13 protein-coding genes and 1 pseudogene are annotated in these 14,290 nt (G+C 40.7%); 1 reads left to right on the top strand and 13 read right to left on the bottom strand.

Annotated elements, in window-relative coordinates:
- The first annotated feature begins 445 nt into the window (after positions 1–445).
- Positions 446–1,456, top strand: coding sequence for an LPXTG cell wall anchor domain-containing protein (locus HMPREF9257_RS00910; RefSeq protein WP_006417416.1), 1,011 nt, complete (start codon positions 446–448; stop codon positions 1,454–1,456).
- 68 nt (positions 1,457–1,524) lie between these two features.
- On the opposite strand, the gene HMPREF9257_RS00915 is transcribed toward HMPREF9257_RS00910, so the two are convergent.
- From HMPREF9257_RS00915 to HMPREF9257_RS00975, 13 genes and pseudogenes are all read right to left on the bottom strand, one after another.
- Positions 1,525–2,772 carry a M20 family metallopeptidase gene (locus HMPREF9257_RS00915; RefSeq protein ID WP_006417540.1) on the bottom strand — a complete coding sequence of 416 codons (1,248 nt, stop codon included), beginning with the start codon at positions 2,770–2,772 and terminating at the stop codon, positions 1,525–1,527.
- Positions 2,773–2,997: 225 nt separating this feature from the next.
- Positions 2,998–3,285: pseudogene (locus HMPREF9257_RS00920) on the bottom strand (N-6 DNA methylase); the annotation flags it as partial.
- 86 nt (positions 3,286–3,371) lie between these two features.
- Positions 3,372–4,844, bottom strand: a complete 1,473-nt coding sequence (locus HMPREF9257_RS00925) for an amidase family protein (RefSeq protein WP_006417586.1) — start codon at positions 4,842–4,844, stop codon at positions 3,372–3,374.
- 63 nt (positions 4,845–4,907) lie between these two features.
- Entirely contained in the window at positions 4,908–5,525 is a 618-nt protein-coding gene (locus HMPREF9257_RS00930; protein WP_006417518.1) for a class I SAM-dependent methyltransferase, read from the bottom strand.
- Positions 5,526–5,835: 310 nt separating this feature from the next.
- Complete coding sequence (locus tag HMPREF9257_RS00935) at positions 5,836–6,372, bottom strand: DNA topology modulation protein (protein ID WP_006417426.1); 537 nt, start codon at positions 6,370–6,372, stop codon at positions 5,836–5,838.
- A gap of 96 nt (positions 6,373–6,468) precedes the next feature.
- The gene (locus HMPREF9257_RS00940) at positions 6,469–7,758 is read right to left on the bottom strand and encodes a serine hydrolase (protein ID WP_176686269.1); all 1,290 of its coding nucleotides are present in this window, start codon (positions 7,756–7,758) and stop codon (positions 6,469–6,471) included.
- 148 nt (positions 7,759–7,906) lie between these two features.
- Positions 7,907–8,374: a hypothetical protein gene (locus HMPREF9257_RS00945; RefSeq protein ID WP_006417520.1), complete on the bottom strand. Its 468-nt coding sequence runs from the start codon at positions 8,372–8,374 to the stop codon at positions 7,907–7,909.
- Positions 8,371–9,621, bottom strand: coding sequence for an ADP-ribosylglycohydrolase family protein (locus HMPREF9257_RS00950; protein WP_006417561.1), 1,251 nt, complete (start codon positions 9,619–9,621; stop codon positions 8,371–8,373). The genes HMPREF9257_RS00945 and HMPREF9257_RS00950 overlap by 4 nt, the downstream gene beginning before the upstream one ends.
- Before the next feature lie 125 nt (positions 9,622–9,746).
- Positions 9,747–10,058, bottom strand: a complete 312-nt coding sequence (gene trxA, locus HMPREF9257_RS00955; protein ID WP_006417534.1) for a thioredoxin — start codon at positions 10,056–10,058, stop codon at positions 9,747–9,749.
- A gap of 101 nt (positions 10,059–10,159) precedes the next feature.
- On the bottom strand, positions 10,160–12,517 hold the full coding sequence (locus HMPREF9257_RS00960; protein WP_006417591.1) for an endonuclease MutS2: 2,358 nt from the start codon (positions 12,515–12,517) through the stop codon (positions 10,160–10,162).
- 118 nt (positions 12,518–12,635) lie between these two features.
- A complete protein-coding gene (locus HMPREF9257_RS00965; protein WP_006417505.1) occupies positions 12,636–13,190 on the bottom strand; it encodes a CvpA family protein in 555 nt (184 codons plus the stop codon).
- Between the two features lie 44 nt (positions 13,191–13,234).
- Positions 13,235–13,711, bottom strand: coding sequence for a cell division protein ZapA (locus HMPREF9257_RS08890; protein ID WP_006417611.1), 477 nt, complete (start codon positions 13,709–13,711; stop codon positions 13,235–13,237).
- A 134-nt stretch (positions 13,712–13,845) separates the two neighbouring features.
- Positions 13,846–14,289 carry a GNAT family N-acetyltransferase gene (locus HMPREF9257_RS00975; RefSeq protein WP_006417483.1) on the bottom strand — a complete coding sequence of 148 codons (444 nt, stop codon included), beginning with the start codon at positions 14,287–14,289 and terminating at the stop codon, positions 13,846–13,848.
- Between the last annotated feature and the right edge of the window lies 1 nt (position 14,290).

Here is a 14,290-nt window from a genome sequence, read left to right on the forward strand (position 1 = left end):
CATTTTATAATTTAATTATTATAACATGCTGGCACAGTTCGAGCAAAGCGAGTTACTGTGCCAGTACTCATACGACGGACGATAGGAGTATGAGTTTCTTTTTATTACAGTTCGAGCAAAGCGAGTTACTGTGCCAGTACTCATACGACGATAGGAGTATGAGTTCCTTTTTATTGCAGTTTGAACAAAGTGAATTACTGCCTCAATGTCCATACGACCAAAGGGAGTATGGAATCCTTGACGCTCGGATAGGAGCACCCTATTTATTTCGCTACAAACAATTTATTATTAGTATTACCTTCATGGAAATGCGAGTAGTACTCATACCCTCCCCCTCTTCACACTTCTTTACCATTTTATTCATATCTTTCTCCTTGTTTATATTTTACAAACAAGTTACAATTAAGATAAATAAAGCATTATCATCGATAAAGGAGGAAAAACTATGAAAAAATGGCTTAAACAATTAGCTGTCCTAGCAGCTTCATTCAGTCTATTTGCTCAAGGTCCGTCTCTTATTACCTATGCTCAAACGAACCAATCAGGTTTAGAAGAACATCGTGGTGAAGCTTTACCTGAAGAACTAATTGGTACTTGGGAAGATGACCAAGGCCATCAAATGATTTTAAGTGAATATGCTTACGAAGATGAGACCCAATCACTCACTTTAACTGGCTATGATTTGGAAGTAAAATCTCAAGATTTACGCACCTATATTCTCTATTGGGACACCACTGATATTGATCCTAATGTAAATCCACAACCGATTATGCTCGACTACAATGGTCACAATTACACCATCACAGCCGGTTATACCTACCATCGGCAAGGCGAAAGTGAAGAAACTCAAGCACGTGATTTACCAGTTGAAATGCAGGGTAAATGGCAATCGACTACGGATGGTTCAACCCTAACAATTGGTCCAAGATCCTACCAAATCGATGACCAGTATACCTATATCATTACCTCATATACTAGCCAAGAGCTCAATGACGGCACGGTTCAATATACCCTACAATGGGACTTGGATGACTACATTCAAGAAACCGGTCAAACCCCACCTGGACCACAAGCGATTACTTTAGTTTTTGATCCAAACCAGGCTAGTCCTGAAGGCTATGTCGCATTTGAGGCTGAAGATCCAAATACCGATAATTCTAATAGCCAAGCAGATTCAACAGCTGAGAACACGCAAGAAGAAACTGAGGAAACTGAAACCCAGACCGACCAAAGCTCAGACCAAGCAAGTACAACGGTGGCTTCCATTTCTAGCCTTGAGAAGAAAGAAGCACCTAAATCTGCCACTGCATCGATTGACCCCGTCACTCCAAAAAATCAAAAAGGATTCCTACCAAACACCGGTGAAAGTGGGTCACTGATCATGATTATTGGTGGAGTAGTTGTTCTAGGACTTGGTATCTTCCTACTCCTATCTAAGAAAAAATCAAAACACTAATGATTTAAATTGACAATAAATAACACGCACAGGAATTTTCTTGTGCGTGTTATTTGTATTTATAAAATTTATTTATGAGTTCCAGCTAAATAATCAATCACCCCATAACCTACTTCAGGAGCCTGATAACCTTGAGTACCAGCTGCAAATTCTGCTTGAATTCGTGCTAGGAGGTCAGAGTTCAAAATCACTTCTGCACCGGTATATGCCATAGCCTTAGCAGCTCGTTCGAGAGCCAAATCAGCATCCTGAGTAAGTGTGTGATTGGCAAATTCTTTGGTATGTAAATTAAAGTCCGGTGCATTCAAGCCAATCCATGGATGAATGGTTGGCCGTACCCATGAAACATTCCCGATATCTGACCCAGCGCCCCCTTCTAATTCAGGCATGGCTCCACCATCTAAGCTTTCATAGAAGCAATTAAAAGTTTGGGATAAAGGCTGGTTATTCAAAAGACTAAGATTAACTGGTTCATTCCGCCAAAGCTTCCACTGACAATCTGGTGCAACTTGACTGGCACATTCTTTAGCCAAATCTTCAAACACTTGATGAATCGGTAATATTTGTTCATAAGTATCAGCCCGGATTAAATATTTGATGGCTGCATAATCAGGAATAATACCCGCTTGGTCACCACTAGCCACAAAGACCCCATGAATATTTAAATCGGGATAGGTTTGTTTAACTTGGTTGAGTTTCACATAGAAGTTTGTCGCCGCATCCAAGGCATTAATTCCCTTTTCCGGTGCCATGCCCGCATGCGAAGACCGTCCGTAGAAATCCACTTGCAGAGCATCAATCGCCCGGACAAAACCTGAGGCTGCATTATAGCCTAAAGGATGAGCTTGAATTACTAAATCAGCTTCATCAAAATAACCATGGTCACTTAATTGTACCTTGCAGCAAATATTTTCTTCACCGGGTGTGCCTAGGACCATCACCTTACCACCTATCTCATCAAGGACTGACTTCAAGGCCGTAGCCGCACCAAGGCTTGTGGTACAAATCCAATTATGGCCACACCCGTGCCCCACTCCAACTAAAGCATCAAATTCAGCTGTATAAGTTACTGTTGGCCCTGGCTTACCAGAATCGTAGACTGCTTTAAAGGATGTTTCTAATTGATCTAGATTAGGTTGAACTTGAAAACCTTCCTGGCTTAAGAAATCTTGGAGAAGTTTCGATGATCGAAATTCCTGACCCCCAATTTCAGGATGGTGGTATAAATCTTCTTTCAGTGCCAATAATTGAGGCAGAACCTTTTCCAATGCTTCATCCATTTTATCTTGAAGATTTTGATTTAATTTAACTTCCATGAGTCATCCCCCTATTAGACTAAACTAGCTTATTTTCATTGTAAACTTATTAAGTATTTTTATCTAGTCTAATCTAATTTTAATTTGGTTGGGAATTTGAATAAGCAAAAAAAGCCCGATTAAGGCTTTTTAATCGTATCTTTTATTATCCTGGGGATTCAAAAATATTTGGACTAACTTTTTATATCTTCCTTATTATACTTATTCTATTCATAGAATTCATCAACGTGAGTCATCCAAAAAGGTTGAATCAGCGGACCATTTTGCGGAATATGGTGGATTCATTAGAACGGCATCAAAGGTATAAGGTTCATCACTTGGCCAGTCCTTATTTAAAGTATCAGCATTGCTTAAGCGCATATATTCTGTTGGAACACTGTGAAGAATGAGATTCATTTTGGCTAAATTATAAGTCGTTGTATTCAGTTCTTGACCATGGTAATGTACAGAATTTGGATACTTCAAATTAGGTCGAACATTCAGAATTAAAGAACCTGCCCCCCAAAAAGCATCTATGAAACATCAAATCGAAAAATATTGATGCCATTTATCACACCTAACCAAAAAAACACAATCATATATGATTTAGGTAATCCATTCTAATAATATTTAAATCTATTATTTTCTTCAAAGTATTTACCAATGGCAAGCAGCCTATCTTCTCTTCCTTTATTTGTTGTAAACATTACTCCTAAAGGAAGTCCATTTTCTGTTGTGTGTAGTGGTAAGCTTAAAGCTGGTTGTCCTGTTAAGTTGTGAATAAAAGCAAATGGTGAGTATTCTGTCCCTGGATAGTATGTCTCCAAAATTAATGATAGTAGTTCATCTTTTGTCATACTGTCGAATTCTTCATAATCAGAAAGTTTATCTATTTTTAATGTATACTCATCTATACCAGGAGCTGGTCTAGCAGTGGAAGGTTGAATTAAAACAGGATATTCTTTATATAGGTTTGAAAACACATCTGTCAATTTATCCCAACTATCAAATATAGATGAATATTCCCAAGCAAGTACTTTTTCACCAAGCTTGCCAAGTGCAAATGCATCATCCCCAACTTCCCCTCTTTTTATAGGTCTTCCTAAAGCTTCTTCTATTGCAATGAAACTCTTTCTTTGTTCTGCAGCATTCATAGTAAAATATCCTGCTAGATATGACATACCATCCACTTCAGGATTAACTTCCTCAACAGTAAAACCTTGTTTCCTTAAAAATTTAACAGTATCTAATACAGCTTTTATGGCTTCATCTGAAACTTCACTTCCCACAAAAGACTTTGTTGTATATGCGAATTTTATATATTTTAATTCAGTATATTCTCTTTCTAAATCTTCATCATTAAGATTTTGTAACAAAAAAGGAATTGCCTCTATTTTATCTGTTTGTAATATTTTAAGCATGTTCCAAGTATCTCTAATAGTTGAAGTAATCGCGAAGTTAATAGAAGCTCCTCCCCATGATCTCCATGATCCAGGACCAGAAGCTGTACGACCTCTAGTTGGCTTTAATCCTACTAAACCTGAAAATGATGCAGGAATTCTAATTGAACCACCACCATCTGATGCAGCTGCAATTGGAACCATACCGGATTGTACTGCTGCAGCAGCTCCACCAGAAGAACCACCTGCATTGTAATTAACATTTACAGGATTTGCTGTTGGCCCATATATACCACCATCTGTTATATATAAAAGAGCAAATTCAGGAACATTAGTATGCCCCACAATTATAAAACCTGCATCCAAAATCTTTTGAACATAATTATCTGTTATGTTAGCAATATTATTTTTCAATAATGGTGAAGCAGCAGTTGAAGGTTTCCCCTCATAGTCTTGACCTGCATCTTTTAATAAAATAGGAACCCCTGCAAAAGGAGCTGAGAAATCTTTAAGATTTTTAGCTTTTTCCAATGCTTCTTCTTCATATAGATGTACTACCGCATTTAATTTTTCGTTATTATTTTTAATAGCATCTATTGTGGCTTGAACAGCTTCTAGAGGTGTAATTTTACCAGCCTTAATTGCTTCAGCTATTGCTGTAGCATCAAAAATATGATTGTATTTTATTTCCATTTATCTAATCCTCCATCTTTCAGTTTAAAGTTTACTGGTGCATATTTCATACTTGTCCCTCAATTAATTTTTAATAGTTAGTATGCCCGAGCAAAAAGAATATTTCTCAAATTTCAAATTTGGTAAAAGCCCTTTCAGATTTTCATAGACAAAATAGAATTCTTCGTCATCCCAATATTTTCCTGCATCTAATCGACATGATTCCAAATCATCTCTTGTTTGAAAAGCAAGATCGCCAATATAAATGATTCCCTCTGTGTTTAGTAAGTTTAGTAGTGATTTTATAAAGATAACTTTCTGTTCATCATCTAAATGATGAAGTGAATAAGTTGCTATAATTGCATCATATTTCTGTTCTTTCAAAGGCTTTACTAGCCCATTTGTAAAATCACCTGAATAGAGAGTTGCTTCTGGCATTTTTTCTTGAGCAATCTTAATCATTTCTTCAGAGAAATCTTGGCCATAAATTTTGCAACCTTGTTCATATAATCGAGTAGTTAAAGTGGCAGTTCCAAATCCAATGTCCAACACTTTGTTTGCTGATGAAGTCAAAACGCGATTATTAATTTCATTTAATATCTTCTTGTATCCTGCGAATGGATAAGTATTATCATCATCTGATAAACCAACACTTTTATCATATCCTTCTGCCCATAGGTCAAAACCTCTTTTATCTAACAATAATTTTTCCTCCATTACTGACAATTCTTTAACAATTTCAAATTTTGTTTCTTTGCAGAGTGCCTGAAACCCAGTATCTTGTCTCTATCACTATTATGACATGAGACCTACCTCTTAAATCGTATAGTGAAATCAACACTTACAGACACCATATTTTCCACTAATTCAAGTGGATTCTTGATTAAAATCTCATATTCCAACAACTTATCTAATATTCATTGTACATTCTTTGAGTACTACTTTGTCCGGTTGCTTCAGGATCCTAACCATAGTGATCTATATTAGTTAATATTACTGCAATTTTCATAAATTATCCCCCTTTCCTGGCAACTTCTTTGAATAACAATAAACGGTCCAAATAATCATCGACTTGTTTCTGATTTTTTAGGACTAGGACTTTGTCAGCATACTGAGAACAAGTTACCTGGCAGCGATCTCTTTGTTTGCGTTGGCGCCCCTCCCATAAAATCCAACGAATAAATTCTAAATCCAATTTCTCTGGACAACCCGAGGCCATATCAGACCGGCTACTTCCATTGTAAGTAAGATAACGCTTGAAGGCACGCCATAGGCATCTCAGACGACCGAAATTCATAAAGATAATCTGGTCGGCTTGGACCATTCGATCTGAATATAAGACACCGCTGTAATTGCCATCAATAATCCAACCAGCTTGGTCCATAATAATTTGGACTTGAGGGATCATTTCCTCATTGCTTACTTCTTGCCAACCAGGTCTAAAATGAACTTGGTCTAAATAGAGAACGGGAATCCCATAATGACGCCCTAATTGACTGGCCAAGCTTGATTTACCTGACCCACTATAGCCGATAATCGCAATTTTCATATTAGACCTCCTTTAAAGTAGTAAAGCTGAGACATAAATCTGCCTCAGCTTTTTTTATTAACTTATTTATATGGACGCTATTTTAAGCTTGAAAGTCTACCGGCCATTTACTACCGCATCAATTTCTGCCACCATCTGGCCAATTTCACCATCTGATAGGTAGTCAGACATGATCGTTAACTGATAGCGGGCATAGCCATTCACAATTCCTACTGTATGGTTAAAATTGGGATACCAAGCCCCAATCTTTTGATGGGTATCTGTATCCACTACATCCAACTTAGTGCCATCATAATCAGTATGTGATAGGGCTTTAAAGGCAAAGCCTTGGTTTTGCTTAGCTAGGTAAAGCATGACTTGACTGAGCTCTTTAGGCGATACCTTAAGAGCGAAATGATCCACGCCATAGACTTCTTGGGTAAACCGATCAAAATCTTCTAAGTCGGCGTAGCCCATATAATTTAAAAGCATGTTAGACCCGATATTATCGGAATGAACCATGGTCCGGTAAACAACATCCTGAAGGGTATAAGCCTTATTTTCCGGATCTTCATTTTGGATCGTTCCTGAGCCAGAAATATCAAAAGATTCAGGCCGTTCATTTATCGAAGCCTTATAAACTAACTCATCAGACCAATGAGCCAGGCCCCGATCGATCCGGTCCTGGGTATAGGCCGCTAAGATAATTTTGACAGTCGAAGCACCATAGATTGCTTGGTCCCCCCGAAGTTGGGCATACCGTTGGTCCCCTGGCATATCCATTTGAAAATAAATATAGACTGGCAAGTCTTGATAAGAATCTAGCAAGCTTTGCACTGCTTGATGGATGCCTTGAGGATCCTGGCTGCTTGCTGCCATGGCTTGTAAATTCCGCAAAGCAAAATCAAACTGTGGATCAGCCACAGCGGCTAATAAGTTAAAGTTCTTTAAATAATAGACTCTTTGGGCCCAGGATTGACCAGGTAAATCAAGGATTGACCGATTATCCAGGAGAATATAAGACCCATTAGCAGGTTTGATTTCCCCCGTCTCAGGGACTTCTTCACCTTGGCCAGCCGGGAAACCTCGTTCGATAATTTGAGGTGAGTAATCATGCAGACCAGAATCTTCAATCACCTGGGTCGAGGTCTCTGGATAATATGGACGGGCTGGTCTCGATTCACTGTTTCTTTCTGAAGGCTTCCTATTCGAATCTGAAGCTTGTTGACCCTCATTATTGTTGGCAGGAGCATCACCCTCTTTAGATTCTACATCCCCTGGATTACTCGGTGTGACAGGGGTGGGATTGACCTCAGTTTCCGTCTCTGGTTCAGTCGGTGGGGTTACCGGTTCTTCAATGACAGGAGGTTCTATATCTGGCTGACTCGGTTGGACTGGTTCAGTCACTTGAGTCTCCCCTTGGCCACCTTCTTCCTGAGCCCAAACCAAGCTAGCTGGAAAATTTCCCAGGCTAGTCGTCAGAAAGAAACTGGTCACTAACAGCCAAAGTTTCGCCTGTTTGGCTCTCTCCATTTTTTTACCATAGCTTACTCCTTTACTCATACCAAGAATAATCAATATGACCAAAAGGGTCTGGATCGTCACTGCTGGCATCTTGCCATAAAATAGCAAAGCGGTATTGGTCGCGGTAATCCACATCAAATGCAATAAAAACTGGAAAAGCTAAATCTTCTATTGAAATAGGCCAGAATTCATTATCTTCAAAATCCACACCTGGTTCACAGGCTAAGACAGCAAATTGAATTCCTTGGTAAAGCCATTGGCTGACCGCTTGCGTGGCATTATCATCAAGATAGTCAGCCTGGCTGAGCTTTAGATTGGTCTTGATTTCTAAATGACTAAAGTCTTCCACCGCTTGTAAATCAGGAATTAACTCTAGGCCTTGGTAGGATCCACTTAAATCATCAAAATCCTGAACTTGAAAATCTAGAGAGTGACCATCTAATTCGAGCCAAAACTTGGCAAAATCTAAATCGAGAGGCTGGGCTTGATTATAAATCATGACTGACTTTTCCTTTCTTGAGGTAAATATTTACCATTAACATACTTATCGACCCAATCCCGGACAATTTGGTCAGGCACTTGGCCAGGTGGGTAGGATTCTTGGAAATGTTGGACCAAAGATTGGAAATTTGAATTAAGCTGAGCTTGGACTTGATTATCTAAGTGGTGGGCGCCCCAATAAGCTCGAACCACATCATCTTCACCAAATTGACAACCATAATACAGGTCATCTGCCACTTCTTCAATAATTGGACTTAATTCAACTTGGTCCAACCATTCTTGAGCTAAGACTGGCATACCAAATTTAGCACCTAGAATTTGCCCAGTCAAAGCAGCTGTGGCTGACTTAGCAGCAGTAAAATTTGCAGCTGTAACTAGGGCTTGTTTGAAATCTGTTTGGTATTTCAAGGCACAGTAGATAGCACTGGCTAAGGCTATGTCTCCAGTCTTTGCTTGACCGATTTGGTCAAGGGCTTCCTGATCATTCATATGATAATCAGACAAGTCCATGGCCTGGTCTATTTTTTGGAATAATAAGTCAAGTTGGGACTCATCACCATACAAATCAGCAATGACAACTTTGGCTTGAAGCACGGCTTCTTCTAGATAAAGGTCTAGACTAGCTACCGTATTAATCAGGTAAGCATGAAAGGCTGCAGGAAGGTAAGCTAGAGGATGGCCGTGGGTCAAGGCTGCAGCTTGACCGGCCAAGTCTGCCACTTCTTTAGGACTTAGTTCTCGGTCAATAAAGAAGAGGCCAATTGGTGCCACCCGTATAACTCCGCCCTCAGCTTGGGAGTCATTAAGGGGTTGGTCTATTGAACCAGCTTGTGCTTGTTCTAAAGCCTGCACACATGTGGCCTCTGGTGACCGGACTTGGAAAAGGTCGACTAGGTTCAACATCCAAGAATTATTGTGGTCACCGGGCACTGGAAATTGACCAACTTGTGAGTAGAGCCATTCCTTATAAGCTTGCCATAAATAATATGTATAGGGCGACCGAGCCCCCCGGGTGGCTAATCGCGTTTGCCCTTGGAGCAAGGCAGTCGCTGTAAAGAGGGTCAGCTGGGTAGTCGCCGAAATCGGTGCTTTCTGCATGGTTGGGTCTACCAATAGCTTGCTTAAGCCTTCTGGTCCAAACTGGTGGTTTATTTCTTCCCCAGTCATATCAGCAATCGGATACCCTAAGGCATCTCCCAAGGCGCCCCCTAAGAGACAGGCCCTAAATTTATCTTGTTGGCGCATACCGCTCCACCTGCTTTCTATATTCTAAGCATTATTTTATCATCATTTTGACCATAAAAAAAGAGAGTAGCTAGAAGCCAGAAAATCTAAGATTTTCTAACATCTGCCCACTCTCAAGAAATAGCTTATTTATATTGGCCTAAGATTTCGTTCAAACGAGCCTTGTCGTGTAAACCAATCAATTTTTCAACGACTTCGCCGTCTTTTTTGATTATAAGGGTTGGAATAGACATGATTCCAAATTCTTGTGCAGTCTTAGGTTCTTCATCCACGTTCATTTTAAAGAATTCAACTTGGCCAGCTAATTCATCAGCAAGTTCATCAACGATTGGTGATTGCATCCGACAAGGACCACACCAAGGAGCCCAGAAATCAACTAAAGTAAGACCTTCAGAAGTTTTTTCAACGAATTGTGTATCAGTAATAGATTCTACCATTTTATACATCCTTTCTAATCAAGTTAGCCTTGTAACCTTTCTTACGAGATTATCATAGCACACCCGCCCTTTTTTACAAAAGGTATTGCTCATAGACCGAACTATTTGAAAAAGACTTGGGTTGATCCATTACCACCCGCATTGGGTGGTGAATAGTCAAAGTGGTCGACTTGAGGATGGACCGCCAATAATTGTTGGATGCCCTGGCGCAAGGCTCCCGTCCCCTTACCATGAATAATGGTAACCATGGGATGGTTGGATAAGAGCGCCTTGTCTAAATAAAGTTTAGTTTCATTCATGGCGTCTTCATAGCGCCGGCCCCGTAAATCCAAACTGGTCGTCACCTTGGCCCCAGCCTTGCGTTGGACATTGACCCGGGACTTTTTGGCCTCAATCGATTCAATCACTTCAAGATCCTTGGCTGGCAAGTTCATCTTAAGAATTCCCATTTGAACGGTGAAGGTTTTGTCATCGACTTTATCAACAATCGAACCTCGTTGACCATAGGAATGGACCAGAACGTCTTGTCCCACCCGGAGTTCTTGCTTGGCTTTTTGCCGCTTAAGCACCTTGTTCTTGCGGAGGTTTTCAGGTTGTTTCAACTGATCAAACTTACCTTTTTTATCAATCAGGACATGTTCTTTGATGGTGGTGTTTTGCCCTTGTTCCAACTGTAAATCACGGATTTCTTGGATCAATTTATCCGCTTCTTTTTGGGCTTGGTCCACCTTCATATTGGCCTCATGCTTAGCCTTTTCAACTAAGGCATCTTTATAAGTCACCCACCGATCATATTCAGTGCGGAGGTCTTTTAGGAGTTGGTCTGCCTGGGCTAATCTGTGCTCAGTTTCTTGGTGGTCCGCTTCAAGTCGCCGCCGTTCGGTTTCAAGATTGGCCACCATCTCATTAATAGATTGGGAATCTTGGCTCACTCCTTGCCGGGCTTTTTCCAAGATATAGTCGGGTAAACCTAAGCGTTGCGAAATTTCCAAGGCGTTGGACCGACCAGGAATCCCTATCAAAAGCCGATAAGTTGGCGCCAGGGTCTCAGCATTAAATTCCATGGAAGCATTAATCGTATGAGGCGCTTCATGGGCATACACCTTCAATTCAGGATAATGAGTGGTGGCCATGGTGGTCATTCCTGCCCCGGTTAAATAATCTAAAATAGCTGTCGCCAGAGCTGCTCCCTCTTGGGGGTCGGTCCCTGAACCCAACTCATCAAAGAGAAGGAGCGACTGGTAAGTCGCATGCTTGAGGATATCAATCGTATTGGTCATATGACCCGAGAAAGTAGACAAGCTTTGTTCTATCGATTGTTCATCCCCAATATCCGCAAAGACTTGGTCAAAGAGTCCAATTTGTGACCCCTTTTGGGCGGGAATATGAAGGCCAGCTTGGCCCATTAAATGCAGTATCCCTAGGGTCTTAAGTAAGATTGTTTTCCCCCCAGTATTAGGTCCAGTGATAATCAAGGTCCGGTAATCTTGACCAATAATAATATTATTGGCCACAACTTGTTTAGGATCTAATAAGGGGTGGCGGGCTTGGATTAAAGAAACATGACGGTCAGGTGATACCTTGGGCCGAACAGCCTGAAGTTGGCGGCCATAACTAGCCCGGGACTGAATATAATCTAATTGGCCAATAATATATTGGTTCTGACGAATATCTTCATAATAAGGCATGAGTTGCCCCGATAAATCCATTAGAATCTGCGCAATTTCATTATTTTCTTCAGATTGTAAATGAGACCGCCGGTTATTGAGGGTTTCAACCGACCGAGGTTCAATATAGAGGGTTTGCCCCGTGGAAGATTGGTCATGGACCGTCCCCTTAATTTGACTCTTGTGGTCTGCTTTGACGGGCAAGACATAACGGTTATTCCGGATAGTAATGAGGGTGTCTGATAAGGCCGAGGCATTGTTTTTAAGGATTTGGTTAAGTTGGTTCCGCACCGCTTCTTCCGTTTGTTGTTGAGCCCGACGGATTCGGGCTAATTCGGTAGAAGCAGAAGACAGAACGTCGCCTTCCTCTGAGATAGCCTCTCCTATCATCGCAATACAATCTTTTAAAACAATCGACCGTTCAATCCAGGCATAGAGGGCAGGATAGGTCCGGTTATCCGCTTCTTGCTTGGCATAGAAATCATGGACTTGTTTCACTGAACTTAAGAGCTTACCCACATCGGCTAATTCCTTACCATTCAAACTAGCACCTACTTGGAGCCGCTTGATAGCCCCACTCAAATCATTCAGGCGAGGAATGGGTATAATCTGATTCTGGCTCAGCAAACTTAGGGCCTGTTCCGTTTCTGCCTGCCAAGTTTCAACGGTGGCTAAGTCATCGGAAGGCAGCATGGACTGGATGGCTACTTTGCCCGTTTCAGTCTGGGCATAATTTAAGACAGCCGCCCGAATTTTTCCAAATTCTAGGGTCTCGAATATTTTCTGATTCATGATCTATCTCCTTCTTGCCGTTAAGGCAATGACTAATGATTGGCTAAGGGTTTTGCTTAAAATAATTGAGGTAAAAAAAGAGTCTGGGACGGGGTCCTAAACTCTGTGGTAATTGGTCTTAGAAAGGATTAATATTCAGCCATAAGTTAGAAACAAAGCTGGATAAGAAAGGTGTTTGGGACACAATCCAATAAGCAATTGGATTATTAACAAATTGTTGTTGGATAAATTCGATGGGAATCAAAGACAAAGCAAAGAGGATAAAATAGATGACCACATAGGTGACAAGGGTATTAATAATGGCACCCGATATTCCGTTAGCCAAGTTCCATAAGTTATAATATTGCAACGGGCGGAATAAGGAGGCTAGGAAGTTGGTCACCAGCCAGCCCACTAAAGCGATTAATAAGAAGGTAACCACGCCATAGAAGGCCTTGGCCAAATCCATATTAAGACTGGCTTCTTGGGAATAGATGGCAAAAGTTGAGTCGGGTTTAAGCGCGGGAAAAGGTACAATCATTTCGACAAACCCTGCTAATTTATCATAATATTGGGTGGATAGGATAAAGGTTATGATATAACCGATTAAACGAATCCCTTGGATAACTAGACCACGGCGGTAGCCCGTATAAGCTGAAATCGCTATGGCAAGGATAATTATTAAGGTTAACATGACAAAACTCCTCTTCTGGCACTTAATTTACTAGGTATACCTGATTAATCAATGGTTGGATTCGGCCGGATTGTTTTTGCGGTTTGACCCGAATTTTCTCCAGCTTGGTTGGCAGGATGACTATCTAAAGGTAAGCGTTCTTGATAGTGTGGTCGCTTGGCCGGACTTGGCTGACCTTGCTTGTTAGACGACTGATTTGGAAAATTGTTAGGCATCCGCCGGTCTGGATAAGCGGGGTCGTTCCCCTGTCTTTGGTCTCGGCTTGAAGCTGCCTTTAACTGGTCTAGTTCAGCTTGTAAGGTTTCAATTTGATGTTCCTTACTTAACTGGTCGGAAATTGCATTGACCGCCATTAAGATCGCTAAATCACCCTTGGATAGGGAACCATCTAAGCGAATTAATTGGTCCAATTGATGGTTCAAAATGGTCACAACGGCATCCATATGTTGGTCAGACTTTTTGCCCACAATGGTATATTCTTTTCCAGCAATCACTGCTTTATAACGGCGTTTTTCTTCCATTCCTAGCCTACTTTCTTAAAAGGATCATTTAACAAATCAAATTATTCTTTATTTTAACAGATTTCTTCCTAGTTTGCACGATGGGGCCTTGCTTATCTACAAGCTGAGAAATAAGGGGAAATTTCTTCTCACGCTTAAGCTTGCCATCGCATATCAATATGAGGAATATCATCTTCCAAATAAACATCCGAAATAGCTTGAAAGCCTAAACTTTCATAGAAGGCTTTTAAATAATTTTGGGCACCAATTTCAATGGTGTTAGCTTGCCATTGGTCTTTGGCATAAGCAATGGCTGCTTCCATCATAGTCCGAGAATAACCCTTGCCACGTTGATCTTCCCGGCACAAAACCCGTCCAATGGATACAGCTGGATAGCTTAACCCAGCCGGGATGAGGCGACAGTATGCCAAAACTTGGCCTTGGTCTTCTAGAAAGAGATGGCGACACTTTGGATCTAAGTTATCAATATCTGGATAAGGACAGGTTTGTTCCACAATAAAGATATCACAACGGACTTTAAGAAGTTGGTACAGTTGGTCTGTCGTTAATTCATTAAAGGCAATATTTTTCCATTCCATA

The organism is Eremococcus coleocola ACS-139-V-Col8, assembly GCF_000183205.1.
Taxonomy (GTDB): Bacteria; Bacillota; Bacilli; order Lactobacillales; family Aerococcaceae; genus Eremococcus; species Eremococcus coleocola.

Excerpts from the sequence above, each read along its gene's own strand:
- HMPREF9257_RS00925 (WP_006417586.1), bottom strand. The coding sequence starts at position 4,844 with ATGGAAATAAAATACAATCATATTTTTGATGCTACAGCAATAGCTGAA.
- HMPREF9257_RS00915 (WP_006417540.1), bottom strand. The coding sequence starts at position 2,772 with ATGGAAGTTAAATTAAATCAAAATCTTCAAGATAAAATGGATGAAGCA.
- HMPREF9257_RS00950 (WP_006417561.1), bottom strand. The coding sequence starts at position 9,621 with ATGCGCCAACAAGATAAATTTAGGGCCTGTCTCTTAGGGGGCGCCTTG.
- HMPREF9257_RS00910 (WP_006417416.1), top strand. The coding sequence starts at position 446 with ATGAAAAAATGGCTTAAACAATTAGCTGTCCTAGCAGCTTCATTCAGT.
- trxA (WP_006417534.1), bottom strand. The coding sequence starts at position 10,058 with ATGGTAGAATCTATTACTGATACACAATTCGTTGAAAAAACTTCTGAA.
- HMPREF9257_RS00965 (WP_006417505.1), bottom strand. The coding sequence starts at position 13,190 with ATGTTAACCTTAATAATTATCCTTGCCATAGCGATTTCAGCTTATACG.
- HMPREF9257_RS00975 (WP_006417483.1), bottom strand. The coding sequence starts at position 14,289 with ATGGAATGGAAAAATATTGCCTTTAATGAATTAACGACAGACCAACTG.
- HMPREF9257_RS08890 (WP_006417611.1), bottom strand. The coding sequence starts at position 13,711 with ATGGAAGAAAAACGCCGTTATAAAGCAGTGATTGCTGGAAAAGAATAT.
- HMPREF9257_RS00960 (WP_006417591.1), bottom strand. The coding sequence starts at position 12,517 with ATGAATCAGAAAATATTCGAGACCCTAGAATTTGGAAAAATTCGGGCG.
- HMPREF9257_RS00935 (WP_006417426.1), bottom strand. The coding sequence starts at position 6,372 with ATGAAAATTGCGATTATCGGCTATAGTGGGTCAGGTAAATCAAGCTTG.
- HMPREF9257_RS00945 (WP_006417520.1), bottom strand. The coding sequence starts at position 8,374 with ATGATTTATAATCAAGCCCAGCCTCTCGATTTAGATTTTGCCAAGTTT.